Source organism: Paenibacillus sp. FSL L8-0502, assembly GCF_038593055.1.
Classification (GTDB): domain Bacteria; phylum Bacillota; class Bacilli; order Paenibacillales; family Paenibacillaceae; genus Paenibacillus; species Paenibacillus polymyxa_D.
On the sequence record NZ_CP151958.1, the window covers coordinates 2009454 to 2033625 of the forward strand.

Annotated in this window: 24 protein-coding genes and 1 other annotated feature; of the genes, 19 read left to right on the forward strand and 5 right to left on the reverse strand. The window is 43.8% G+C overall.

What is annotated here, in order from left to right; translation table 11 throughout:
- The first annotated feature begins 31 nt into the window (after positions 1 to 31).
- The 4 genes from NSQ57_RS09105 to NSQ57_RS09120 are packed head-to-tail and all read left to right on the forward strand — an operon-like array spanning position 32 to position 2238.
- Positions 32 to 619 (forward strand): TetR/AcrR family transcriptional regulator, encoded by a 588-nt coding sequence (locus tag NSQ57_RS09105; protein ID WP_029516743.1) that lies wholly within the window; start codon positions 32 to 34, stop codon positions 617 to 619.
- 22 nt (positions 620 to 641) lie between these two features.
- Positions 642 to 1034, forward strand: a complete 393-nt coding sequence (locus tag NSQ57_RS09110) for a hypothetical protein (RefSeq protein WP_029516744.1) — start codon at positions 642 to 644, stop codon at positions 1032 to 1034.
- 32 nt (positions 1035 to 1066) lie between these two features.
- A complete protein-coding gene (locus NSQ57_RS09115; RefSeq protein ID WP_049816950.1) occupies positions 1067 to 1657 on the forward strand; it encodes an O-acetyl-ADP-ribose deacetylase in 591 nt (196 codons plus the stop codon).
- A gap of 20 nt (positions 1658 to 1677) precedes the next feature.
- Positions 1678 to 2238, forward strand: coding sequence for a GrpB family protein (locus NSQ57_RS09120; RefSeq protein ID WP_029516746.1), 561 nt, complete (start codon positions 1678 to 1680; stop codon positions 2236 to 2238).
- A 177-nt stretch (positions 2239 to 2415) separates the two neighbouring features.
- Here the strand turns inward: NSQ57_RS09120 and NSQ57_RS09125 are convergent, their stop codons facing one another.
- A complete protein-coding gene (locus tag NSQ57_RS09125; protein WP_342425936.1) occupies positions 2416 to 3600 on the reverse strand; it encodes an aminotransferase class I/II-fold pyridoxal phosphate-dependent enzyme in 1185 nt (394 codons plus the stop codon).
- Between the two features lie 43 nt (positions 3601 to 3643).
- Positions 3644 to 3882, reverse strand: a binding site (T-box leader).
- A 189-nt stretch (positions 3883 to 4071) separates the two neighbouring features.
- On the opposite strand from NSQ57_RS09125, the gene NSQ57_RS09130 reads away from it, so the two are divergent.
- The gene (locus NSQ57_RS09130; protein WP_029516748.1) at positions 4072 to 4680 is read left to right on the forward strand and encodes a DUF1349 domain-containing protein; all 609 of its coding nucleotides are present in this window, start codon (positions 4072 to 4074) and stop codon (positions 4678 to 4680) included.
- A gap of 95 nt (positions 4681 to 4775) precedes the next feature.
- Positions 4776 to 5486 (forward strand): DUF1361 domain-containing protein, encoded by a 711-nt coding sequence (locus tag NSQ57_RS09135; RefSeq protein ID WP_069011353.1) that lies wholly within the window; start codon positions 4776 to 4778, stop codon positions 5484 to 5486.
- Positions 5487 to 5542: 56 nt separating this feature from the next.
- Here NSQ57_RS09135 and NSQ57_RS09140 read toward each other — a convergent pair whose 3' ends face one another.
- Positions 5543 to 6472: an ArsR family transcriptional regulator gene (locus NSQ57_RS09140; protein ID WP_029516749.1), complete on the reverse strand. Its 930-nt coding sequence runs from the start codon at positions 6470 to 6472 to the stop codon at positions 5543 to 5545.
- A gap of 508 nt (positions 6473 to 6980) precedes the next feature.
- On the opposite strand from NSQ57_RS09140, the gene NSQ57_RS09145 reads away from it, so the two are divergent.
- The 11 genes from NSQ57_RS09145 to NSQ57_RS09195 all read left to right on the forward strand — a co-directional run bounded on the left by NSQ57_RS09145 (position 6981) and on the right by NSQ57_RS09195 (position 19091).
- A complete protein-coding gene (locus NSQ57_RS09145; protein ID WP_029516750.1) occupies positions 6981 to 8324 on the forward strand; it encodes a sugar ABC transporter substrate-binding protein in 1344 nt (447 codons plus the stop codon).
- A 93-nt stretch (positions 8325 to 8417) separates the two neighbouring features.
- On the forward strand, positions 8418 to 9308 hold the full coding sequence (locus NSQ57_RS09150) for a sugar ABC transporter permease (protein ID WP_013309768.1): 891 nt from the start codon (positions 8418 to 8420) through the stop codon (positions 9306 to 9308).
- Between the two features lie 27 nt (positions 9309 to 9335).
- Positions 9336 to 10178 carry a carbohydrate ABC transporter permease gene (locus NSQ57_RS09155; protein WP_029516751.1) on the forward strand — a complete coding sequence of 281 codons (843 nt, stop codon included), beginning with the start codon at positions 9336 to 9338 and terminating at the stop codon, positions 10176 to 10178.
- 80 nt (positions 10179 to 10258) lie between these two features.
- Positions 10259 to 11644: an arabinan endo-1,5-alpha-L-arabinosidase gene (locus NSQ57_RS09160; protein ID WP_342426126.1), complete on the forward strand. Its 1386-nt coding sequence runs from the start codon at positions 10259 to 10261 to the stop codon at positions 11642 to 11644.
- 40 nt (positions 11645 to 11684) lie between these two features.
- Positions 11685 to 12656, forward strand: coding sequence for a family 43 glycosylhydrolase (locus NSQ57_RS09165; RefSeq protein WP_029516753.1), 972 nt, complete (start codon positions 11685 to 11687; stop codon positions 12654 to 12656).
- Positions 12657 to 12891: 235 nt separating this feature from the next.
- Positions 12892 to 13236, forward strand: coding sequence for a DUF3024 domain-containing protein (locus NSQ57_RS09170; protein WP_029516754.1), 345 nt, complete (start codon positions 12892 to 12894; stop codon positions 13234 to 13236).
- A gap of 328 nt (positions 13237 to 13564) precedes the next feature.
- The gene (locus NSQ57_RS09175; protein WP_165147737.1) at positions 13565 to 15673 is read left to right on the forward strand and encodes a class I SAM-dependent methyltransferase; all 2109 of its coding nucleotides are present in this window, start codon (positions 13565 to 13567) and stop codon (positions 15671 to 15673) included.
- A 209-nt stretch (positions 15674 to 15882) separates the two neighbouring features.
- Positions 15883 to 16533, forward strand: a complete 651-nt coding sequence (locus tag NSQ57_RS09180; RefSeq protein ID WP_342425937.1) for a hypothetical protein — start codon at positions 15883 to 15885, stop codon at positions 16531 to 16533.
- Between the two features lie 91 nt (positions 16534 to 16624).
- Complete coding sequence (locus NSQ57_RS09185; RefSeq protein WP_039270073.1) at positions 16625 to 17050, forward strand: VOC family protein; 426 nt, start codon at positions 16625 to 16627, stop codon at positions 17048 to 17050.
- A gap of 162 nt (positions 17051 to 17212) precedes the next feature.
- Positions 17213 to 17686, forward strand: coding sequence for a MarR family transcriptional regulator (locus NSQ57_RS09190; RefSeq protein WP_029516758.1), 474 nt, complete (start codon positions 17213 to 17215; stop codon positions 17684 to 17686).
- A 154-nt stretch (positions 17687 to 17840) separates the two neighbouring features.
- Positions 17841 to 19091 carry an MFS transporter gene (locus NSQ57_RS09195; RefSeq protein ID WP_069011356.1) on the forward strand — a complete coding sequence of 417 codons (1251 nt, stop codon included), beginning with the start codon at positions 17841 to 17843 and terminating at the stop codon, positions 19089 to 19091.
- 96 nt (positions 19092 to 19187) lie between these two features.
- On the opposite strand, the gene nrdF is transcribed toward NSQ57_RS09195, so the two are convergent.
- The 3 genes from nrdF to nrdI form a co-directional block, all read right to left on the reverse strand.
- Positions 19188 to 20153, reverse strand: coding sequence for a class 1b ribonucleoside-diphosphate reductase subunit beta (nrdF, locus tag NSQ57_RS09200; RefSeq protein ID WP_029516760.1), 966 nt, complete (start codon positions 20151 to 20153; stop codon positions 19188 to 19190).
- 218 nt (positions 20154 to 20371) lie between these two features.
- Positions 20372 to 22456 (reverse strand): class 1b ribonucleoside-diphosphate reductase subunit alpha, encoded by a 2085-nt coding sequence (gene nrdE, locus NSQ57_RS09205; protein WP_165147728.1) that lies wholly within the window; start codon positions 22454 to 22456, stop codon positions 20372 to 20374.
- Positions 22443 to 22802, reverse strand: a complete 360-nt coding sequence (nrdI, locus tag NSQ57_RS09210; RefSeq protein ID WP_016819181.1) for a class Ib ribonucleoside-diphosphate reductase assembly flavoprotein NrdI — start codon at positions 22800 to 22802, stop codon at positions 22443 to 22445. Before nrdI ends, nrdE begins: the two co-directional genes overlap by 14 nt.
- 407 nt (positions 22803 to 23209) lie before the next feature.
- Here nrdI and NSQ57_RS09215 point away from each other — a divergent pair, with 407 nt between their 5' ends.
- Entirely contained in the window at positions 23210 to 23572 is a 363-nt protein-coding gene (locus tag NSQ57_RS09215) for a DUF2500 domain-containing protein (RefSeq protein WP_069011357.1), read from the forward strand.
- 39 nt (positions 23573 to 23611) lie between these two features.
- On the forward strand, positions 23612 to 24172 hold the full coding sequence (locus NSQ57_RS09220; protein WP_029516763.1) for a GNAT family protein: 561 nt from the start codon (positions 23612 to 23614) through the stop codon (positions 24170 to 24172).

Below are 24172 nucleotides of genomic sequence, written 5' to 3' on the forward strand. Positions count from 1 at the left end.
TACTGAACGATACGAAAAGAAGGAGCTGCTTATGGTTCGACCACGGGAATTTGATGAAGATCAAGCGTTGGATGCAGCGATGCAAATTTTTTGGGAAAAAGGATTCGAGGCTACCTCTTTAAGCGATTTAACCTTAAAAATGGGAATTCAGCGTCCTAGCATTTACGCTGCTTTTGGAGACAAGAAGCAATTATTCGAAGCCGCGCTGCGCAAATATACGCAATCTCATGCAGCTTGTGTAAGGGCTAAACTGCAAAATAGTTCATCTGTAAAAGAAGCATTTTACAATTTTTTTGGAGGAGTGGTGGCAGAAGAGTACGAGGAGGGACCCAATAAGGGATGCTTTTGCATCAACACGATGGTAGAATTAGCCCCTCATGATGAAAAATTCGAAATTTTAACTAGAGAACATCAAATGTATCTTTCTGCTGTCTTTCAGGAGACCCTCGAACGTGGTATTCAATCTGGGGAGCTTGAGGCGACTATGGATGCACGGGCTTTAGCGCATATGTTGGTCTCTTTGTTAATCGGGATTACCGTGATGATGAAATCACGCCCAGAGCGTTCTTTTGTGGATCATGCGGTTGCGACCGCACTTATGTTGCTGGATGGGAAATAGAGATGAAGGGAGGGGAGCGTGGATGCCACAGATAAAGGCCGTTCAAACCCCGATTGGAGTATTGTATGGACGAGATGCGATCTATTTGGACCATGTGCATATGAATTATTCGAAGAAGGAGCTGATTTTAAAGGGAGAGATTAATGGGGGGCTGGCAACGGAAGCAGCAGATGATTTTGTGCCTTATGAACTGATATTTACAGAAGTCTACTACTTCAACATGATTGAATTGGACGTCGCTTTGCACATGTCTGAACGGGAATATACGCAGGGCAGCAGCTTTGATGAGCTTATAGATACGCCGTTATTAGCTACAGTAGCAAGCGCACGGGGGAAAAATCTAAAGCACTATATGTTGAAAACCTATGACGATATAGTAGAAATTGCCTGTAGAGACTATAAGATGACTATATAAACGAGTTGATTTTTAGAAGAGGGAGAGGATCAATGGATACCCAAATTGAACTATTGAACGTGACAATACGTGTGTTGCAAGGGGATATTACCCGTTGTAAGGCGGATATTATTGTCAATGCAGCCAATACAAGCTTGCTGGGTGGCGGTGGCGTAGACGGCGCGATTCATAGGGCTGGCGGTCCGGCTATCTTAGAAGATTGTGTAAGTATCAGAAACAAGCAGGGTGGATGTCCCGTAGGAGAGGCAGTTTATACCACAGCTGGCAAGCTGGATGCCCAATATGTTATTCATACCGTCGGCCCTGTGTGGAATGGTGGCGACCATCGGGAAGAGGAGCTATTGGCGAAATGCTACCATAATGCACTCCAATTAGCTTTAGAACTGAATGCACGAAGCATTGCTTTTCCGAATATCAGCACAGGCATCTACTGTTTCCCCAAAGAAAAGGCGGCGGATATTGCTATACAGGAAGTGACACGTTTTGTACGTGAACATGCCGGTTTGAATGAGATTATTTTTGTTTGTTTTGATGCGGAAAATGCTCAGTTATACAGCCGTAAGTTACAAGATGGTGTTAAGGATATTCAAAAAGATACAGTTGAAGAGAGAATACATGAATAGAAATTAGGGGGGGATCATGAATGCATGAGGAGCAAAACCAGGAACATTGGCCGGTGTGGGCTACGGAGCCTGTAAAAATAGTGAATCCTGATCCTGCCTGGTCAGAGCAGGGCCTAAAGATCATTCACCAGTTGCGGGAGTTATTACTGCCGTTTAAGGTGACGGAAATCGAACATATAGGAAGCACGGCAATTCCCAATCTTTCCGCTAAGCCCATTATTGACATAATGGCAAAATTAGAATCTTGGGATCAACTGGAACAGATCGTGTCTACTTTACAACCAGCAGGCTGGAACTATGTTCCGCCTGAATTGGACGGTCGGGAATGGAGAAGATTTTTGGTTAAAGTGGAACAGGATCAAAGAAAGGGACATCTGCATCTCATACTGAAATCTGATGAGCATTGGGATCGGCAGCTATTGTTTCGGAACCGACTTCGTGAACAGCCTGAGCTGATTCAGCAATATGATGTATTAAAAAGGCGGCTGGCGATGGAAAATCAGCATGATCGTGAAGCGTACACGGATGCCAAGACTGATTTTGTGCAAAACGTTCTGAATATCGGACATCCTAAAGACTAGGACGACCGGACATTCCGGGTACTTTCCGACCAAGCGCTGAAGTCTCCGACATTTGTTATTGCCGTGTAGGGGAATGGCCGGAAGGCTTGCCAGCACACCAGAAAAAGCTTATTCAGAAGCTGTTACAGTAGGGTTCATCCAGTACTCATGTTCATTTCAAGATAGGAAAAATCGCATTTACAGGCGCTTCAAAAATGCGCTAATGCGCTCTAAAGCCATTTCCAACTGATCTCGCGATGATGCATACGAGCAGCGGATAAAGCCCTCGCCGCCTGAGCCAAATGCGGAACCGGGTACAGTAATGACTCCTTCTTCTTCCAGCAACCGCTTGGCAAACTGCTCTGAGTTTAACCCTGTGTGCATAATGGAGGGAAAAGCATAGAAGGCACCGTTTGGTTCGTGACATGGCAGTCCTGTCTGACATAGGCCTTCAACGAACCATTTTCTACGCAGATTGTAGGACTCCATCATACGATCTTTTTCCTCCAGCCCGTTACGCAGGGATTCAATAGCGGCAATTTGCCCGATAATAGGAGCGCACATGGCGGTATATTGATGAATCTTCAGCATAGCTGAAATCAACTCTCTGGGGCCACACACATAGCCGACCCTCCAGCCTGTCATCGCAAATGCTTTGGAAAAGCCGCTGATGAGCAGGGTGCGCTCTTTCATTTCTGGCAGAGCAGCGAAGCTTACATGCTTCTGTCCATAGGTCAGTTCAGCATAAATTTCGTCTGATATGACGACAAGATTATGCTCCTCAACCAGGCGGGCAATCGGTAGCCAATCCTCATAGGTCATCACCCCACCCGTTGGATTATTCGGGTAACAGAGAATAAGCACTTTGGATCGTGGAGTCAGCTTGGCTTGAAGTGCCTCAGCTGTCAGCTTGAACTGCTGATTCGCAGAGGTTTCAACCGTTACGGTATGTCCTCCGTTCAGAAACGTGATGGGCGAATACGAAATATAACATGGAGCCGGAATGAGTATTTCATCGTGTGTTGAGATGAGGGCGCGTAGTGCCAAATCTAGGGCTTCACTGCTGCCAATGGTAACCATGATTTCATCTGTCGGGTTGTAGGATGTGTTGAAGTTGCTCTCCAGATACCCGGCAATCTCCTCACGAAGCTCAGGAAGACCGGCATTTGGTGTGTATGATGTTTTGCCATTTTCCAGTGCTGTGATACAGGCCTTTCTGACATGTTGAGGGGTTACAAAGTCGGGTTCACCGACACCAAGCGATACAATATCTTTTCTGCCTGTACTATATTCGAAAAACTTACGGATGCCTGAAGGCGGCATTTCCCGTACAGCTGGAGTCAAAAAATCGGTTATAGATACTACTGTCGATACATTTGTCATGATGATTTCCTCCTTTTTGAAAAACAAAAAAACCCGCCCCTGTAAAAGGGACGAGTTTATACCCGTGTTACCACCCTAGTTTCATTCCATAGGAAATGACACTCTGTTCACGTATCCATCAATACGTGTTCCGGTTAACGCTGGAAAGGCGGCAGAGCTTACTTCAGGTTCAGCCCGCTTCTCAGAGATGGCGTTCGGCTACCCTCGGAATGTTGGCTTTCACCTGCCCCAACTCTCTGCAAATCCGCTGTATAGCTTACTCGTTCTCGTCATTGAAATTTGTTACCGTATCAAGTTAGGTGTAATTATAAGCACAACATTTCAGGATGGCAAGTCTTTTTTTCATAAACTCTAAAGACATATCATCATTATTGACGACTGGAAAATAACGTATATAGTGGTATCAAGGGGATTGTGCCCCAGATTTCAATGTGTTATATGACTATATTGCCAGAGAGGAATGGTATCCATATGAACGTATTTGAACGCTTTAGCGGTGAAGTTTTGCCGGCGGATTGGAGCTGGATCAATGAGCCGACAGAATGGAGATTTGATGATACCAAGTCTTTGCAAATTTTTGCACCTTCACAGGCAGATTTCTTTAGGGATCCGTCCGGCGCAGCGACTAAATCGTCCGCACCTTTTTTGCATACAACGCTTCAAGGTGATTTTACAATATGGACGAGGGTTCGTGTTGATATGAAGCAGCCTTATGATTCAGGATGTTTGATGATAATGGCGGATGATACCCGCTGGGCTAAGCTGTGTTTTGAATATTTCGAAAGCATTCCATCTATTCTTAGTGTGGTCACTCGGGATACATCTGATGATTGTATCTCTGGGGCGATGGACGTGTCCAATCCGTATTTACGAGTGGCACGAGCTGGAAATTGCTTTGCATTTCATTATTCATCAGATGGTCAGCATTGGAAGCTGGCGAGATATTTTGGGATGAATGTTCCTAACCAGCTAAAAGTCGGAGTTGTTGCTCAATCTCCCGTGGGGGAGGGCTGTGCTGTTACCTTTGATGCCTTGACGATAACAAACCATGTATCTGAGGACATACGAAACGTGGAGTAAACAGACAAAGACCCTCTTTCTTAATATGAAAGCGTTATAAAATTAGGATTAGAAAAGACGTATATACGCAACTCAGGCAGGAGGTAGATGGAAACTTGCTGTTAAGAAGGAAGGGTTACAAGCTGCCCAGTTTGTTGGGAGTGCTGCTTGTAGCTACGTTGGGCTGTTTCGGGCTCATTATGTATTTACAGTCCACAAGCGGAACGAGGATGTATCAATTTCTGTACTGGGATATATTCCTGGCCTGGGTTCCGGTCTTTATCACTCTCGGCATGATGGCTTTATCCAGACTGCGAAGTACAAAAGTGAGGAGTATTCTTTTATTTTTCTCTTTAATTGTATGGTTGTTTTTTCTGCCGAATGCTCTCTATTTGGTGACTGAGTTACTTCATGCGTTTCGTTTTTACGATGTGAATCCTGATACACGTTTTTGGTTGAACACCCAATTTTGGTTAATCTTATTTACGTCTTTTTCAGCAGCAGGGCTTGGCCTTTTTCTTACATCCCTTTGTGTGTTGGTGATCCATCATATGCTGAGGAGGATTTGTTCAAAGGGGCTCGCATGGGCTGTAGTTTTGGTGTTGTTGTGGCTGGACAGCATAGGCGTATATATAGGCAGATTTGCTCGCTGGAATAGCTGGGATGTGTTGTTGCAGCCACTGGTGCTCCTTACGGATATTTGGAGCTGGGGAGTATATGCTGGACCTAGGCTTCATTTGCTGTCCTTTTGCTGGCTGGTGTTTGGGATAGCAGTCATTTTTTATTTATTGATCTATATCTCTTTAAGTGAGGATCAGGATGTTTAGGCCGAGGACATGTATTCCATGAATACAGGCTTCGGCCTATTTTTACATGTGGCGAGTCAGGAGTTGGCGTTGTCCTCCCCATGCACATCGTAAAGCACGCGCACAAGCAGATCCTGACTGAAATTCCCGAATCTTTTGCCAAAAATAGTGAGTCCTCCTTTGTTTTCTGATTCATCGGTTACAGATAAACGGAGTGTAATGTCGCTTTTATAATTAAGGTTAATATCATCTATTGTGACCTCGGAAATGCGGCACCCATCAATGAAGCTGCCTTGTTGATTGATGCGAATTAATTTGAGCATACCATATTGATTCAGATGCGGTGGCCACCAATCTGGATTGAGAACCCCCGGCACTTCTCCAAAATCTCCGGCGCTGGTCCAGTGCCCAATAGGGATACCGTTAATGTGAAAACAAATATCGGAGGGATATTCCTCACAATAGCAGGGTGCTTCTGAGCCCAGTTCTGCGGAGAATTGAATTTCTTTAAAGGATTGATTCGCTTTCAGATAGTTGGGGATACGGTATTCCAAAAAGCCCTCAGCCATCCAGATCATTTCCGACTCCAGCCGCCCGGGATCTGCAAAATAGCGTGGATCATCAAAATCGCCGATAATGCTGTCTCGGGTCACCAATCCACAAGTGGGGGACGCTTGATAGTTACTATAATGACCTACGCGAATCTCAACCTCATACACATTTTTTTGTTCTCTACTGCGCAAATCTACCATCAGTTTATCCTTGTTCAAATAGCACATTTTTCGGGTGCCGTGCTTGCCGCTCACGGTATTGATCTCCACAAGGCCGCATTCTTCCAATTTTCGAATATGCATTGTAATGGTACCGTTGCTCAAATTAAGTTTGTTAGCAATGTCATTCATACTTTGTCCCTGGTAGGCAAGTAACTCGAGAATTTGAATGCGGATTTCTGAACCCAGTGCTTTAAAAATATCTAATCCTGACATTAAGTCCTTAATATAAATCATAGCTATAGACCATCCTTATCTATAAAAATTGTGATGTAAGCGCTTATATATTTACTTTGATTTATGTTAAAATAAAATCAAAAAGAAGTAAACTGCTTTTTTGTAAATTTTTTTTACTAAATAAAGAGGGGAGCAAATTAAACTCCGAATTAAGAATTACTTCAAAAATAAATCGTATTTAAGCTTTATCACTGATTATTTCGATAAAAGTTAACTTAAATACGATTTAATTTTGCTTTCCATGTTACTCTAATCTATGTTTTATAATTATTTAAAAAGATTGAAAAATACATTGACGAACCGAGGAAAGGCATGCTATATTTTGTTTGTAAACGAATTCATTATTGATAAAGTAAAATGTTAATTATATGGTACATGAGAGGGATGATAATCACAGCGGCAATCAACAACGGGTTGTGTACCGCACAGTTAAAGATTAGGCCGAGTGGTATAAAGTTATTTTAACACTAAATGTATGCGGTTTCATTTAAATTTAGGAGGGGTCGCGTTGATAAAGAAAAAAGGTTTTGCAATAACAATGGTTGTTCTGTTGTTAATGGTGGCTGCACTGGCTGGTTGTAGTGGGGGAAGTTCCAGTAGTGATGGAAGTAAGGAACTGACATTCATGTTCCGTGGTGGCACAGATGAACAAAAGGCTTATAAGGAAGTAATCAAGAAATTTGAAGAGGAACATCCTGGCGTAAAAGTTAAAATGGTCGTGACGGCAGCGGATCAATATGCTACAAAGCTAAGAGCTGCGATCACAGGAAATAATCTTCCAGATATCTTTTACTTTGCCCCTGGAGATGTGAAAGCTTATGTAAACAGTGGGGTATTGAAGAATCTCACTCCTTACATTGAGAAGAACAAGGATATTAAACTGGATAACATCTGGAAATACGGTATAGATTTGTATCGCTATGACGGTAAAATGGCCGGTCAAGGAGATATTTACGGTATGCCGAAGGACTTAGGTCCATTCGCACTTGGCTACAACAAAACGATGTTCGAAAAAGCGGGCGTTCCATTGCCTGACAAAGACAAACCGTATACATGGGATGAATTTATCAAGGTTAGCCAAGAGTTGACCAAAGATACCAATGGTGACGGCAAGCCAGATCAATACGGTACAGGTTTTAACGTTCAGTGGGCATTGCAAGCCTTTGTATGGAGTAATGGGGCTGATTGGCTGGATGAGAGCAAAACGAAAGTAACGATTGATGATCCGAAATTTGCGGAAGCTCTTCAGTACTTTGCTGACATGCAAAACAAATATAAAATCACACCTGGTATTGAACAATCACAAACATTGGACACATACCAACGTTGGATGAAGGGCGAAATGGCATTCTTCCCGGTTGGTCCTTGGGATATGAGTACATTTGAAAAACTGCCATTCGAATATGATTTACTGCCGTTCCCAGCCGGATCGACTGGCAAATCAGCAACATGGATCGGTTCTCTGGGTATCGGCGTTTCCTCTAAAACAAAATACCCGGATGAAGCTGTTGAACTGGTTAACTATCTGACGACTTCTAAAGAAGGAATGAAGCAGCTCGTAGATGCCAAGGTACAAATTCCGAATCTGCTGGACATGGCTGATGAATGGTCCAAAGATACGAAAACCAAGCCTAACAATAAACAAGAATTTATTGATATCGTAAATGACTATGGACGCTCATTACCAGGCAACTATACGTATAATGCAGAATGGTACGATATTTTCTTCACAGATATTCAACCTGTGCTGGATGGTAAAATTACGGCGGCAGATTATGTGAAACAAGAACAACCGAAGATGCAGAAACTGCTGGATAAAGCGGTGGAGCAAGAGAAAAAATCACAGAAATAATGCGTAAATAGAGGAAAAAAGGATGATGTTAGTGGCTGAATATCATGCTGCTAACATCATCTTCATTCCAAATTAGAAACAGAGGTGAGCCCTGTGATAACCAAATCTAATCTCTACCGCAAAGAGAAGGTATATGGATACTTATTTATTCTTCCACCTATTCTCGGTCTGCTAATCTTTACGTTATTCCCGTTTGTCTATTCATTATACGGCTCTTTTACAGACTGGGACGGATTGGGACAAATGAACTTTATTGGTCTCGACAATTTTAAAGATTTATTTAGCGATGAGCTCTTTTATAAATCGATGTACAATACTCTTTTCTTAATGCTAGGTATTCCAATCGGTCTTGTACTAGCTTTACTGCTGGCACTAGGTTTGAATCGCAAGATTCCAGGTACGACAACATTTCGTGTGATTTACTATATCCCGGTTATTTCTTCGTTGGCTGCCGTTTCTATTATGTGGAACTGGGCATACAACGGGGACTATGGTTTGGTGAACCAATTCCTCGAAATATTCGGTATTAAGGGTCCTAACTGGCTAATGGATAAGGATACGGTCAAACCGGCCTTGATCCTCATGACCGTCTGGAAGGGTCTCGGATATACGATGCTGCTATATTTGGCAGCCCTGCAAAGCGTATCTCGCTCTTATTATGAAGCAGCAGAGCTAGATGGAGCTAGCGGATTCCAAATGTTCCGCAATATTACATGGCCAATGGTGAAACCAGTAACTTTTTTCCTGGTCGTAACTAATATCATTGGTGGTTCGCAAATCTTTACTGAAATGAACATTATGACACCTACAGGGGGTCCGGAATACTCATCCGCCTCAATCGTCTTTTATATTTGGGATAAGGCATTTAAAAACCTGCAAATGGGATATGCCTCCGCGATGGCTATGATTCTCGGCATCTTCATTTTTATCGTAACTTTGATTCAATTCAAAATGAATGAAAAATCGTCCTTTGATGGGGATTGATTTTCGCGGAAAGGAGTGAGTCTGATTATGTCCCATAGTCAAAAAACGAAAGTTACCAATATCATTATCTTTATTGCACTAGCGATTGGAGCGATTGTGATGATCGCGCCGCTGCTTTGGATGCTGTCCACTTCAGTGAAAGAAAAGCAGGATGTCTTTGCTCTTCCACCAGTATGGATACCAGAGGTGTTCCAGTTTGGCAAGTATAAGGAAATTTGGGAAGCAGGGCCTTTGTTAAGCGGAATCAAGAACAGCGTGATTGTAGCTGTAAGTGTTACCGTTGTGGGTACCTTTACATCCAGTGTGGCCGCTTTTGCATTTGCAAAGCTGAGATTCCCTCATAAAAACAAACTGTTTTTGGCACTCATCGCATCTATGATGATTCCATACCCAACGGTTATGATTCCACAGTTTATGATGTTTTCCAAACTTGGCTGGGTCGATACACTTTTACCTCTGATCGTTCCAGGCTTATTCGGAAATGTAGTTATGATCTTTTTCCTGCGGCAGTACTTGCTTAGCGTACCGGATGCCATCATCGAAGCTGCGAAAATTGACGGAAGTTCTTATTTCCGACTCTATTCGTCGATAACGTTCCCGCTCATTAAGCCAGCAGTTGCGGCACAGCTTATTTTATGGTTCATGGGGATTTGGAACGATTATTTGGCACCGATTATTTACTTGAACTCACCAGAAACGCAGACATTGCAACTGGTTATCGCGAATTTTAATGCGACTTACGCCATTCAGACGGACTATCCGCTTATAATGGCAGCATCAATAATAGCCTTGTTACCTGTACTGATTATATTCTTGATCTTCCAGAAACAAATTATTGAATCGGTTGCTATTTCGGGTGTCAAAGGTTAATTGACACTTGGAGGGTACGCATGAATGATGTAAGGCAGTTACAATATGTAATGGGTAAAGGAAGGAGGAGAATAACAGTTATGGTTATGCTGCTCATGCTGGGTCTATCTGGCTGTGGGGATAACACTCCGGACCCTGTGTATCCGCAGGCTCCGCCTCCCGATCACTTGTATGATCAAAGTACGATTAACGATGAACAGCGCTGGACCATTAACAATGCACATGACCCGGCGATTATCAAAACAGATCAAGGCTACTATGTCTACTCAACGGATGTAAAGACAGGTGGAGAATTGAGACCCGGTGTCATGGTACGCAAATCGACTGATCTGATTCATTGGAATTGGGTGCAGTATGCACTCCCCGGCATTCCAAAGGAAGCAGAATCGTGGTCATCGGCAACCAATCTGTGGGCACCGGACGTCATCAAGATGGGTGATACCTATCGGATGTATTACTCTGCTTCTACCTTTGGCAGCACACGGTCTGCGATCGGATTGCAGACATCCAGCTCCCCGGAAGGCCCTTGGAAGGATGAGGGGCTGGTCGTTAAAACGAAAGAGCATGACAAGCTGAATGCGATTGATGCCAATCCGGTGCTGGATGCAGAGGGTAATCCATGGATGGTATACGGCTCTTTTTTCGGCGGTATTTATATTACACCGCTTGATCCCCAGACTGGAAAGCTCAAAGAATCTGGCTATGGTAAAAATATCGCTGCCAGAGATCGGGCAACTGAGGACGGTGCTGTAGAAGGACCATACATTGTGTACAATCCAATGTTCCGTAAATACTACTTGTTCGTCTCGTATGATTCTTTGTTTGAGGACTACAATGTTCGCGTTGCCCGTTCAGATTCTATCACAGGCCCTTATGTGGACATGAATGGACATGATATGGTAGATACCAGCTATTTGCCTCAATATGAGATTGGAAACAAGGTATTGGGCGGTTATCGGTTCAGCGAAGGAGAAGGCTGGGTTGCGCCAGGTCACAATTCTGTCCTGAAGGACGGTGAGGATTATTATATTGTACATCATGCGCGAGGAGAAACGGACAAGAGCTGGCCGTACCTGCATGTACGCAGAATATTGTGGACGGCAGAGGGCTGGCCGGTCGTCTCTCCAGAGCGCTATGCCGGCGAAAAGGAGCAGGATATACCCAAAAGGCTATTATCCGGCAACTGGGAGCGCATCGTGATAAAGCAGGAAGTAGACGGCCAGGTGGAAGCTGAACAGCTCCGTCTAGAAGATGGAGGGCGGGCAACCAGCGGTTCTCTTGAAGGTCACTGGAGCTTTGATGGCAGGCGTACTCTAACAATGGATTGGAGCAATACATCCGAAGGAACTAAGGAAGAATTGTTATTGCTTCCTTCATGGGACTGGGAGCTTGGTCGCCATACTTTAATTTTCACGGGTATGAATGAAAAGGGAATTTCCATTTGGGGAAAGCGTATCAGCGATTAATTGTATGAACTACATACTACACATAGAGGAGAGAATAACCATGAATCAAACTGTACCCTTTAATAATCCGGTCATTGAGCAACGGGCAGACCCTTGGATTTACAAGCATAGTGACGGATACTATTATTTCACCGGATCTGTACCAGAGTATGACCGCATTGAGGTTCGACGAGCAAGTACTATTCAAGGCTTGAGTACAGCAGAGCCTGTCGCAGTGTGGCACAAATATGAAACGGGCCCGTTAAGTGCGAACATTTGGGCACCGGAAATTCATTATATTAACGACAAATGGTACATTTATTTTGCAGCAGCTCGTACAACGGAAACGAAGGAAGGCCTGTTCGACCACCGGATGTTCGTGCTTGAAAATGATTCAGCTAATCCTCTGGAAGGGGAATGGGTGGAAAAAGGACAGATCAAAACCCGTTGGGAGACGTTCGCTCTCGATGCGACAACCTTCCAGCATAATGGAGTTTTGTATTATGTGTGGGCTCAGAAGGACCCTGACATCGTCGGTAATTCCAATCTGTATATTTCCGAAATGAGCAATCCATGGACGTTGCGGGGTGAGCAGGTGATGATCTCCACTCCTGAATATGATTGGGAAATCATCGGTTTTAAGGTGAATGAAGGAGCAGCGGTTCTGAAACGGAACGGGCGGATCTTTATCAGTTATTCAGCTAGCGCCACAGACCACAATTATTGCATGGGTCTGTTGACGGCAGATGAGAATGCGGATTTACTTGATCCGAAATCATGGACGAAATCACCTCAGCCGGTATTCTGCACCCATGAGGAAACAGGACAATTCGGGCCAGGTCATAACAGTTTTACGGTTGCTGCTGATGGTAGCGATGTAATCGTATATCACGCCCGGAATTACAAGGAAATTACAGGCGACCCGCTGTATGATCCGAATCGTCATACACGTGTGCAGCCGTTCTACTGGAAAGAAGATGGAACACCTGATTTTGGTATTCCAGTACCAGATGGCGTTTCTGTTGATAAATAAGCGAAATTTATTATAGATGGTTGACGTGTTGCACAGTGGCACTTTAACTTTCTAGAAATCATAGGGGATTATGATTCGGCTGCGTATAACAAGAGTAATGAGATATCTTCTGAGCCTTCAGGCTGGAGGATATCTTTTTGATTTTGGGACGGCATGAAGGACTCTTTTCAAAAACTTCGATTTCTGCTATATTTAAATCGTAATATTTACGAATTGATCAAGGGGTGGAAATCTCGTGAACGAACGGATTGATCCGTTTACCGTTAAAAAGGTTGAATACCTGCTGAATGGCTATATTGCGCTAAAGGTGCCAGGCTACGTGCGTTCTGACGTGCGGCTCATTTATCAAATAGAGGATAACTGTTTGATCTTGACGGAGGAAAGGCCTTCTAATGAAACTGAGTTGTGGGATCGCACGGACATTGTCCAATTTCGCTGGGAAGAAAATCATTGGCATGTATATGCCCGGCAAGAGGCTGAAAGCTGGCAGCGTGTAAAAGAGATTGCACCTAATCCGTGCTTTGAAGAACAGCTCGAACAGGTAGAAATAGATCATGCAGGTATTTTTTGGACAGGTTAACGAAGTACAGAATGATAAGTTCGGAAGATGGAGGTAGTGGGAGTCGTGTCGTTAAACTGTATATGGAAATAAACAGGCTGACCGTAATTCCTTATATGGAAGTTACGGTCATTTGTTTTGTCTGAAGTGGCACTGTCTAGTGCACTTGAGGGTTATGTGTGCGTTTGGAAAGTATGTCAAGCGGTTGATTGATACAAATGTTTAATATTTTCCACGAGGTGGAAGTTACAAATGTATGGTAAAGTGTAGTATATACAAGGTTTTAATCCAAATGTCTTATTCAAAGTCTCCTGTGCATACCGAATCCGAATCACACGAGGTGAGAAAAATGTTGCAATCGTTAAAAGCCATTGCTAATTACAGGAAAGAAAATGATCTGGCCTGGGATACACCGACTTGGTTAAAGCTGCTTGTTTCGGCTGAGGAGCGTATTGTAAATTTGGAACGCATTCGATCTATAGGTGAGTTAAAGGATGCCAATCCTGTACTGGATTACGTGGAGCGTACGTTGCTTATTTTGGACGGACTTCCATTGTCATTCTGGGTTAAAGAGCTACTGGAGGATGTATTGGTATGGTCTGAGACAGCCAAAGGAGGCACAGTCCGCGAACGGCTACGCTGGCAGCATGAGGGTATTAATTTATTTGTACATAATATCGGATCCTCCCAACTGTATGTCAGACAGGCCCAAGCGGAGTCCCCTGCTTACCCGCGCAATAGCATGACCCGAATTCTGATTGAGACGCATGGATTGATCGGGCAATATATACGGGGGGAAATTCCTTTTGCTGAAAATCGACTGCTGCTTGAAATTACTCGTAAGGGCTGGCTAAGCCCTGAGGAACTGGAGCTTGTTTTACGGGCCCTGAACGAGTGTATTATCGCCGGGGTGGAACCTGCATTATGGGATCAAGTACGCAGTGAAGTGGAGCAGCTGATCGGCTGGATTGCATGGGATAACGCACCTGTAGTCTGGAGTGTAAAGGAGCGACTGGAAAGGTTACGGTCGGTTTCCATTCATGAAGGGGAGCCGTTCGAGCAGGCTTACACAGAACTAGAGCGGGAGTTGAATGTAGAGAAGGCGCTGGCTCCGTTGGAGAATCGGACACTTTGGTATGTAGAATCAGCTTTGCAAGATTTTTCACTTCAAGAACTGGTAAAGGTATTTTTACTCACATTAAGGGATGGCACAGGGCAGGAACAGCCTGCGACCGTTCGCCATATCAGTTTCGAATCGCTCATGAATACGATGTATTATGACTATCGTGGTGTCAAGAAAATTAACGTATATAAAAAACGAATGATAGAAAAATATTTAAGTGCACTGTCTTGGCAGGACATTTCAAAAGGAAAACGGAAGCATAATCCTCATTTGAGTGTGATCGTGGAGCATAAAGAGGAGCTGCCGAGTACTGTATTTTTTAATTTTGTATTTTCATCTGCGGCTGAGAAACTGATTGACTTTTGTATTGAGGCAGAAAAAACGCCTCTGTATGACAAAGCAGTCCTGCTGCTGTTCGATCTGTTCGGATTACGGCGCGATGCGTATGATCGCTTTCACAATGAGGAAACGTACCTTACAGATATGAACCAGACCGTAGATTACAAAAGGATCATTTTAGATTATGTGACTGGAACCCGCATACTGGATATTGGACCCGGCGGGGGTGTACTGCTGGATCTGATCGAACAGGAAAGACCAGATGCGAAGCCATTAGGTCTTGATATTTCTGTAAATGTCATTGAGGCACTTAAACGTAAAAAGCAATTGGAGCGCCATCGTTGGGATGTCATCAAAGGGGATGCGCTTCAGTTAGAGGAATATGTGGAAACGGGGAGTATGGACACGGTCATCTTCTCTTCAATTCTTCACGAGCTCTATTCCTACATTGAACGAGATGGGATTCGGTTCAATCCACAAACAGTGGAGGCAGCTCTGCAGAGCGCCTATCGTGTGCTTGCACCCGGCGGGCGTATCATCATTCGTGACGGGATTATGACCGAACCAGTAGAGCAGCGCAGACGAATTCGATTCTTGGAGCCGGATGGAATGGAATGGCTGATACGGTATGCGCAAGATTTTGCAGGTCGCCACATTGAAATAGAGCGTGTGGGGGAGCATGAGGCTGTTTTACCAGTGAACGATGCGATGGAATTTCTCTATACCTATACATGGGGAGCGGAAGCCTATGTGCATGAAGTGCAGGAGCAGTTTGGTTATTTTACCCCGTCACAGTATGAAGAGTGTATTCGTAGCACACTTGGATCACAAGCGATTATCCGCGTGAGCCGCCACTATTTACAGGAGGGCTATGCCGAGGCGCTGTCTAGACGTGTTGAGTTCATGGATGAGCAGGGCCAGCAGGTTTCTTTGCCAGACAGCACCTGTCTGATCGTGATTGAGAAGCCGAATAATAGGGTTGGAGTTGCTGAATGATTTTTAAATTGAACAAGAGAATGCCTTCTGATTTGTGCCAAGCACGATTAGAAGGCATTTTTTAGAAAGCTATGCATTCAAATATGACCGTGCAGCGTATACCGAAGCCAAAGGACCATTCATTCGGCAGGTGGTTGAGCGAGCGAAGCTTGAAAGATATAGGTAGGGACAGATGAATTCTTAGTACGCATGAACAAAGTGGGGGAATGATGAAGAATATGATGCTTGATGCACAGCTAACGCCGAATGGTTTAAAAGACAGAATGCTACTACTGTCAGCGCTGGACATTATATTGTCTCCAGAAGATTGGTTACGCACGTATCGTATGCAGTCTGAATGGTCTGGTGATGTGTGCCTGGGTGAGGTAAACAATGGCGCTGGAGATACGATTCATATGCTATGGACGGGTGAAGGTGTGCTGCTGAAGGGGTTTGACCATGAATCCCCTGTAAGTTCTCATGCGAGAGACGAATATGAAGTCTGGCCGGGCATATATGACGGTGTGCCTGATGATATGATGGAGCTTTTGGAAGATGAAGCACTGGAGAAAGAGGACGTTACCTTTTGTATGTGGAGGGAAGCGGGAGATAAAGAGTGGCGTATGGGCAACGCGAACTTTCCTGAGGGATATGACGATGGCTCATCCTTTTTGTTGGGGAAAATTATAGTTACACCGGAGGAATATGAGGATTGGGCTGAGAGTTACTATGAGTTGCCGATTTCTCTAGGGGTGGTAAGCCAGATTTTCAACGGCGTTCCGATCACTGCACAGATGATCTCTGCGCTTCATCCACAGCGTAACGTTACGGAAGCGATAAAGGAGCTAAAGCAGCTTGGCGTTCAAGTGCATGAAAGCTAAGAATACAGATTTGTTTTTCTTGACAAGTTTTGTATATAATACAGGAGAAATGCTGGGTTAACCACCTCGAATTAAAGGAGCTGTGTTGAAGATGTCCAAACGTTTGATTCCTTACATCACGATGGATGGAAATGCAAAAGAAGCAATCGAATTTTATAAAGAGGCATTGGATGCTCAACTGCTTTTTATTCAAACCTTTGGGGAAATGCCGGAAAACCCCGATTTTCCCATTCCCGCAGAGGTCAAGGAACGTGTGGGACATGCTACCCTTAAAGTGGGTGAGACAGAGCTCATGTTTTCTGATACCTTTCCCGGGTCACCGTTTAGCCGCGGGAATCAGGTGAGCATCTGTATTACAACCGATAGTGTGGAGCAAGCTCAAAAAATGTTTAATGCTCTACAGCAGGGAGGACAGGTGGGAATGCCTTTGCAGGAAACCCATTTTAGTCCAGCTTATGGGAATGTAACAGACAAGTTTGGTGTCACTTTTCAAATGTTCACTGAGGCTCGGTCTTAAGAAATGTAAAACGGCTCGATTCCGCTACTTTAGCGATCTGGCCGTTTTTTTTTTCGTGTATGCCCTCGTGCTCAATTCAATAATTATTTTAATATTGTTGAAATAGAAACAAAAATATACTATATTGTATTGTTAATGCACCAACTGGTGGGAGGACAGGCCATGAACAAAGAAGAACAGGTCATAGTGGGTTTCAGGGACTTATTTAACAAGATGGTTTGGCTTAATAAAGATAAGATGGAAGACAGCCTTAAGGGTTATAAGCCTTCTGAAGTACATTGCATCGAATACATTGAAAGAAATGCAGATTCCAACGTGACAAAACTTGCGGAGTCCCTTTATATGACTACCGGTGCCATAAGTAAAATAACTAAGAAGCTTATAAAAAAAGGCATTATCGAAAGCTACCAGAAGCTGGATAACAAGAAAGAAGTCTATTTTAGGCTTACTGAGGAAGGGAAAGTAATCTATAACATCCATGAGGAACTGCACAAAGAGTTTCAAGAGCGGGATAAAGCCGTATTTGAGCAGGTAACCGAAGAACAATTTAACAGTATGATTAGCTTCTTGGAAAAGTATAGTAGGCATTTGGATGCAGAAATAAAAAAACAGGGTATAGATATTAAGACGGAATAAATTTGAATAATGAAAATCAAACCATAGGCAGCCGGGCTCTATTGAGAACGGGCTGCATTTTTTTGTTATTATTTTGTTGCCGAGGAAGCAAAATTGTGATACGATATTTTTGCTTCCGAGGAAGTGAAAATTAACCTTTAAGGGGAGAAATGAAGTGTTCAAATGTAGATCACACAATGAACAGAACACAGAACAAACCGTAGATAAACACGCTTTAATATTCGGCCTTATCTCTGTATTTCTTTGCGGAATAGGCTTCAGTATCATAATACCTGTCGTCCCATTCTTAGTGCAGCCTTATACAAGCAGTCCGGGAGAACAAGCTATAGTTGTTACGCTGCTGACCTCTGTTTATGCATTCTGCGTGTTTTTTGCGGCTCCCGTACTTGGAGCTTTGAGCGACAAATATGGCCGTCGTCCATTGCTCTTAGTATGCCTTTTGGGTTCCGCAATTGGGTACTTGGTTTTTGGCATAGGAGGAGCTCTATGGGTACTATTTGCTGGGCGCATCATAGAAGGGTTAACAGGCGGGAGCATAAGCACGATCTTCGCCTATTTTGCAGACATCATTCCTCCAGAAGAGAGAACCAAATACTTTGGATGGGTGAGTGCGGTTGTAGGTGTAGGCACTGTCATTGGGCCAACTCTAGGCGGATTACTTGCCAAGTTTGGTTATTCTGTACCCATGTATTTTGGAGCAATCATAACTTTATTGAACGTTGTTTATGGATTCTTTTTTATGCCTGAGAGCCTTGACAAGAAACATAGACTGAAAGAGATTACCTTTGTAAGACTGAATCCATTTACACAGCTTGCAAATCTGCTTTCCATGAAAAACTTAAATAGGTTACTTGTCTCTGCGTTCTTACTTTGGATACCCAACGGATCTTTACAGGCCGTTTTTTCACAATTTACAATGGATACTTTCAGTTGGAGGCCTGCACTAATCGGACTTATGTTTTCAATTATGGGTTTCCAAGACATCATTTCACAAGGTTTCATCATGCCCAAGCTTTTGATAAAACTTAATGATAAACAGATAGCCATTCTTGGAATGGTTTCGGAGATTATAGGTTACAGTCTTATTGCGCTATCTACTTTGTTCTCATTCTATCCTCTTTTTATCGCTGGAATGTTTATATTTGGTTTTGGTGATTCGATCTTTGGACCTTCATTCAACGGGATGCTCTCCAAGTCTGTCGATTCTAGTGAACAAGGAAGGATTCAAGGAGGTAGTCAATCTATTCAGGCTTTAGCAAGAATGATTGGGCCTATTATTGGGGGTCAAATCTATGTATCACTTGGTCATGCCGCACCCGCTTTTATGGGTATAATCCTTATAACAGCGGCAATACCAGTTTTATATAAGCGAACGCATGTAAATGAGGATTTTGCAAAATCCTGAAATATGTAAACTATCTACTTTCTTTAGGCAATAGGGTTTCAGAACTCAGGGACAAGTTCTGAAACCCTATTTGTTTACAGTTTTACGTAATTGTACTTATACGCCAAAATTAAAATCATCATCTGTCAGCGGCTCTACATTCATCGCCCGCACATAGCCGTTTCCTTTTTTAGAAAAGAAATCATGCTGCTTAGTATGGGTGCTGATGCCGTTGAATACAATGGGATTAACTTCTTCTTCTTCAAACAGTGGATCAAAGCCCAAGTTCATCATGGCCTTGTTGGCATTATAGCGCAAAAAGACTTTCACATCGTCTACGAGTCCAATAGGGGTGTAAATTTGCTCGGTGTATTGTTCCTCGTTATTATGCAAGTAGCGCAGCAAGCCTACCAGCGTCTGGTAAAGATCACGTTGTTCTTCCTCGTCCAATTCTGCATAAATCTCCTGTGCCAGTACACCTACGTACACACCGTGAATACTTTCGTCCCGTAAGATCAAATCGATAATTTCTCCACTACATGTCAGCTTGCCCTGGCCCGCCAGATAAAGAGGATAGAAGAAGCCGCTATAAAACAAATAGCTTTCTAACAGCACCGACGCAGCCATCGCGAGATAGAGGTCTTTCGGTGTGTGGATATTCATATAATATTGACGAATGGTTTCTGCTTTGGTTTGGAGATGTGGATTTTCTTCCACCCAGCGGAATACACCGTCAATTTCTTCCGTGGAAGCTAGCGTTGTAAAGATGCTACTGTACGACTTGGCATGGATTTGTTCCATCATCGCCATAAAGCTTAGTACGGCTTTGCGTTGCAGTCCGTCCACATGCTCCATAATTTGCGGCATACCTACACCGCCTTGAATGGTATCCAGCAGTGTTAATCCGCCCAGCACCTTCATGTAGGCTTCTTTTTCGATATCACTGAGGGTTACCCAGGACATTTTATCGTCAGACAACGGGATTTCATCATCCGTCCAAAATTGCATGATGTTCTGGTTCCAGAACATCAGTGTAAAATCATCGTCCGAGCGATTCCAGTTTACGGCTTGTATACCTGTCATTGTTAGCATTCTCCCTTCAGCTTGCGAGATTCCCTAGAAACACACATTGAAATAGTGCAGGCGAATCATCGTATGCTTGACATACGGAAGCTGTATCCGCGAGGGTCTTGTCCAGCCCCGTAAAGGTCTGAACCACACGCTGGATACAGCTTCTAATGCAAAGCATCCATATCTATTTAAAATCTAATTTTTATACTACAGCTTGTTACCATTTATGCTTAGATGGAGCAGGTGAGGCACTCTTCCACAGACAGCTTTTTGGTGCGTGTGTAGTATAACGATTTAAGTCCTTTGTGTGCGGCGTACAGATAGCAACGTGCTAACTGACGCGTAGTCACGTCACTGTTCACATGAAGAACGGTCGAAATTCCTTGGTCCACATGCGGCTGGATTTCTGCAATCAGATCCAGCACTTTGAATTGGTCCATTTGATAAGCGGATTTATAGAAGAACACGTTATCCTTTTGCAAATAAGGCATTGGATAGTAGGTCGTCGAATTGGCATAGGTACGGGTTTCAATCTGCTCAACAATCGGCATGACGCTGGATGTTGCATTTTGAATGTACGAAATGCTGGCAGTCGGCGCAATTGCCATACGATAGGCGTGGTACAGGCCATTTTTCATCACATCTGCTTTTAATTTGTCCCAGTCCGCTGTAGTCGGAACATAGATGCCCTTGAACAGCTCTTGCACACGTGCAGTTGTTGGACGATAATCTGTGTTCAGGTATCGGTCAAAATATACGCCTGTCGCATAATCCGATTCCTCAAATCCATAAAAGCTTTGTCCAGCCGCTTTCGCGATTTCCATACTCTTTTCGATGGAATGATAGTTCATCGTCATGAAGAAGGTACGGACAAAATCTTTTGCTTCATTGCTTTCATACGCAATTTTGTTCTTGGCAAGGTAGCCGTGCAGATTCATGACACCCAAACCGACGGAATGCATTTCACGGTTCGCTTTCGCAACACCTGGCGCATTAGCTACTTGGGTCATATCGCTGACCGAGGTGAGCGCAATCATACCCTCGTGAACGGATTCGCGGATTTTGCCATGCTCCATCACATTTACAATGTTCAGAGAAGCCAGATTACAGCTCACGTCCCGGCGGATGGTATCCTGTTGGCCGTAATCTGTAATTTCGGAAGTTTCCTGCAACTGGAAGATTTCCGTGCATAGGTTCGACATCTTGACTTGACCCACGTTTTTAAGAGCATGTGCCTGGTTCGCGTTACTTTTGTTCATGATATATGGATAACCAGACTCCAACTGAATCATGGCAATTTTCGTCAGCATGTCACGTGCGCTCATCGCTATTTTTTTCTTCACCCGATCGTCGGCGAGCAGCGTGTCGTACATTTCATCCAAATCCATGTCGTCCAGATGTGTTCCATAGGCTTTGAACACACTGTAAGGAGCAAATACATGCAGCGGTTCATTATCTTGAGCCAGCTTGTAAAAACGGTTTGGCACCAGCAATCCAATCGAAAGTGTCTTAAGACGTACTCTTTCGTCAGCATTGATTTTTTTGCTATCCAGAAACTCCAGCACATCCCATCCGAAAATGTTGTAATAGGCTGCCCCAGAGCCTTTACGTTGCCCCATTTGATCCGCATAAGAGAAGCCGTCTTCCATCAGCTTCAGCACAGGCATAATGCCTTTTGCTGCGCCTTCTACGCCTTTAATCGCTTCGCCGCGTGCCCGCAGCTTCGACAGGTTAACGGCAACACCGCCGCCGATTTTGGACAACTGCATGCAAGTGTTTAGCACATAGTTGATCGAGTTCAGGGAGTCGTCCATTTCGAGCAAGAAGCAGGATACCAATTCCCCACGGCGGCTTTTGCCTGCATTCAGGAACGTTGGTGTCGCTGGCTGGAGACGTTGCTCCATCATCGAGCGGGACAACAGGCGTGCCGTATCCGCGTTACCGCGTCCCAAATGCAGGGCAACCGCGGCAACCCGATCAGGGTAATGTTCCAGATAGACTTTACGGTCATTACTCTTCATTGCATAATCGGTATAAAACTTGGATGCTGCCATATAGGAAGGGAATTTAAAATTATAGCTATGAGTGATATGGAAAATATCATTAATTTCGTCAGCCGTATAGCTGTTGTAGAAATTCTCATAATAATCATTCTCAATCATATACAGCACTTGAGCGGCTGTGTCAGCAAACTTCAAACTCCGTTCCTGAACTTCCTTCATAAATTCTGCTACAGCCTCTTGGTCCTTTTCCAATTGGAAAAAGCCGTCTGTATCGCGTTTCATCAACATGTTGTTCAATTCAATATGCCGCAACTCGGCTCACCTCCTGTTTAAAACGCTCTACATCTCCGAACGTTCCAGATAATTCAAATTTACTAATCACGGGGACATTATAGTGGTCGGCAATCAAATCCGCACTTTTGGCAAATTTCTCACCCCAGTTACGGTTGCCGCTTGCAGCTACACCAACAAGGTTTTGTGCGTTTTTTTTCAAAAAGGAAGATACCCTCTCAGGTATCTGCCCAAACCCGGTTGTATATGTAATAAGTACGTAAGGCTCTTCTATAGTCATTTGCTCCTCGATCTGAACCGCTGGAAGCTTGAGCTTGTTTATAAATCTTTTTACATTGCCGGTCTTGGAATCATAAGCAATCAGCATGGTATGCATCCTCCTTAACAATTAACGAAAAAAAGAAAACGGCATTGCCCGAGATCCATCATAGCTCTAATCCCTTGCTGGCTGTGCCATTTTAAATTTTTGACTCTATATTTACATGTATTTTCATACCTGTATCTTCAAGATATCGGTCATAAATACGTTTTTTACACTATATTTAGAGTACATTCTCTATTTTATATCTATATATAGTTTTGTCAATCGGTCTAGAGGGGATCAGAGGACCCAGATCGGGTAGAAGTCCAAGCGGGGTGCGGAAAAGAGCGAAAGAACTTTTTTTTCGTAAGTATGTTAAAAAAGTATTGGAGTTTTTGAGGGTGAAGATGTACGATTTGTCAATGGGCAATTGAATGGAAAATTTACATTTTACTGTAGAAAGGATGAAGTGAATGGGAAGTGATTCTATGGAAGTTCAATCGTTTAATACGATCTTTTTTATCGTATTTGGACTCATTGCTTTTGTAATGATTATGGGAATTGTCAAAACGATCGGAGCGGGCCTGTCCAATCAAGCAGCCGAACGGGTACAACGTTCATGTAAGGTTGTGGATAAACGGACGAGAGTGCGTGGGGGATCAGGCGATTTTTCAGCTTCGACCTATTATTATATCACCTTTGAGTTTGACGGGGGTGAGCGTAAGGAGCTGGAGGTGAAGGATAGGGACTTTGGTATGATTGTGATCGGGGATCGTGGGGAGCTTCATTATAAAGGTACACGTTTTCTGGAGTTTGTGAGAGTAATGGAAGCATAAAGGTGCTTAAACAAATACATAATCGGAGGGAAGATTACGATGCCGCATATCATTGGAAAACGAGTTGTATTGAGAGAATACCGTCAAGAGGATATACCAGATATCCGAAAATGGGTCAATGACCCGGAAATCACACGTGGTTTAAGCGACGTGTTTATCTATCCGCATTCACAGGTGAATAGTGAATCTTTTGTACAGATGATGATTGACGGCAACCCCGAGATCAAAGGTTTTGTCATTGCGCATAAAGACACCCTGGATTATATCGGACAACTGGACTTATTTAAAATCAACTGGGTGAATCGGCATGCCACCCTTGGAATTGTGATCGGGCGTGACGGTGATCTGGGCAAAGGTTATGGACGGGAAGCGATCCGGCTGTTACAAAAATTTGCATTTCATACGCTGAACCTACATCGACTGGAGCTGGAGGTCTATGCGTTCAATGAACGTGCACACCGTTGCTATTTGGCCAGCGGCTTCAAGGAGGAAGGGCGGCTGCGGGAAAAGCTATTCAGGGAAGGGCGATACTATGACATTATTCAGATGGGGATTTTGCGAAGTGAATATGAGGCTGCACAGCAATCGACGGAATCCTGA

Excerpts from the sequence above, each read along its gene's own strand:
- NSQ57_RS09105 (WP_029516743.1), top strand. The coding sequence starts at position 32 with ATGGTTCGACCACGGGAATTTGATGAAGATCAAGCGTTGGATGCAGCG.
- NSQ57_RS09110 (WP_029516744.1), top strand. The coding sequence starts at position 642 with ATGCCACAGATAAAGGCCGTTCAAACCCCGATTGGAGTATTGTATGGA.
- NSQ57_RS09115 (WP_049816950.1), top strand. The coding sequence starts at position 1,067 with ATGGATACCCAAATTGAACTATTGAACGTGACAATACGTGTGTTGCAA.
- NSQ57_RS09120 (WP_029516746.1), top strand. The coding sequence starts at position 1,678 with ATGCATGAGGAGCAAAACCAGGAACATTGGCCGGTGTGGGCTACGGAG.
- NSQ57_RS09125 (WP_342425936.1), bottom strand. The coding sequence starts at position 3,600 with ATGACAAATGTATCGACAGTAGTATCTATAACCGATTTTTTGACTCCA.
- NSQ57_RS09130 (WP_029516748.1), top strand. The coding sequence starts at position 4,072 with ATGAACGTATTTGAACGCTTTAGCGGTGAAGTTTTGCCGGCGGATTGG.
- NSQ57_RS09140 (WP_029516749.1), bottom strand. The coding sequence starts at position 6,472 with ATGATTTATATTAAGGACTTAATGTCAGGATTAGATATTTTTAAAGCA.
- NSQ57_RS09155 (WP_029516751.1), top strand. The coding sequence starts at position 9,336 with ATGTCCCATAGTCAAAAAACGAAAGTTACCAATATCATTATCTTTATT.
- NSQ57_RS09160 (WP_342426126.1), top strand. The coding sequence starts at position 10,259 with ATGGTTATGCTGCTCATGCTGGGTCTATCTGGCTGTGGGGATAACACT.
- NSQ57_RS09165 (WP_029516753.1), top strand. The coding sequence starts at position 11,685 with ATGAATCAAACTGTACCCTTTAATAATCCGGTCATTGAGCAACGGGCA.
- NSQ57_RS09175 (WP_165147737.1), top strand. The coding sequence starts at position 13,565 with ATGTTGCAATCGTTAAAAGCCATTGCTAATTACAGGAAAGAAAATGAT.
- NSQ57_RS09180 (WP_342425937.1), top strand. The coding sequence starts at position 15,883 with ATGAAGAATATGATGCTTGATGCACAGCTAACGCCGAATGGTTTAAAA.
- NSQ57_RS09185 (WP_039270073.1), top strand. The coding sequence starts at position 16,625 with ATGTCCAAACGTTTGATTCCTTACATCACGATGGATGGAAATGCAAAA.
- NSQ57_RS09190 (WP_029516758.1), top strand. The coding sequence starts at position 17,213 with ATGAACAAAGAAGAACAGGTCATAGTGGGTTTCAGGGACTTATTTAAC.
- nrdF (WP_029516760.1), bottom strand. The coding sequence starts at position 20,153 with ATGACAGGTATACAAGCCGTAAACTGGAATCGCTCGGACGATGATTTT.
- nrdI (WP_016819181.1), bottom strand. The coding sequence starts at position 22,802 with ATGCTGATTGCTTATGATTCCAAGACCGGCAATGTAAAAAGATTTATA.
- NSQ57_RS09215 (WP_069011357.1), top strand. The coding sequence starts at position 23,210 with ATGGGAAGTGATTCTATGGAAGTTCAATCGTTTAATACGATCTTTTTT.
- NSQ57_RS09220 (WP_029516763.1), top strand. The coding sequence starts at position 23,612 with ATGCCGCATATCATTGGAAAACGAGTTGTATTGAGAGAATACCGTCAA.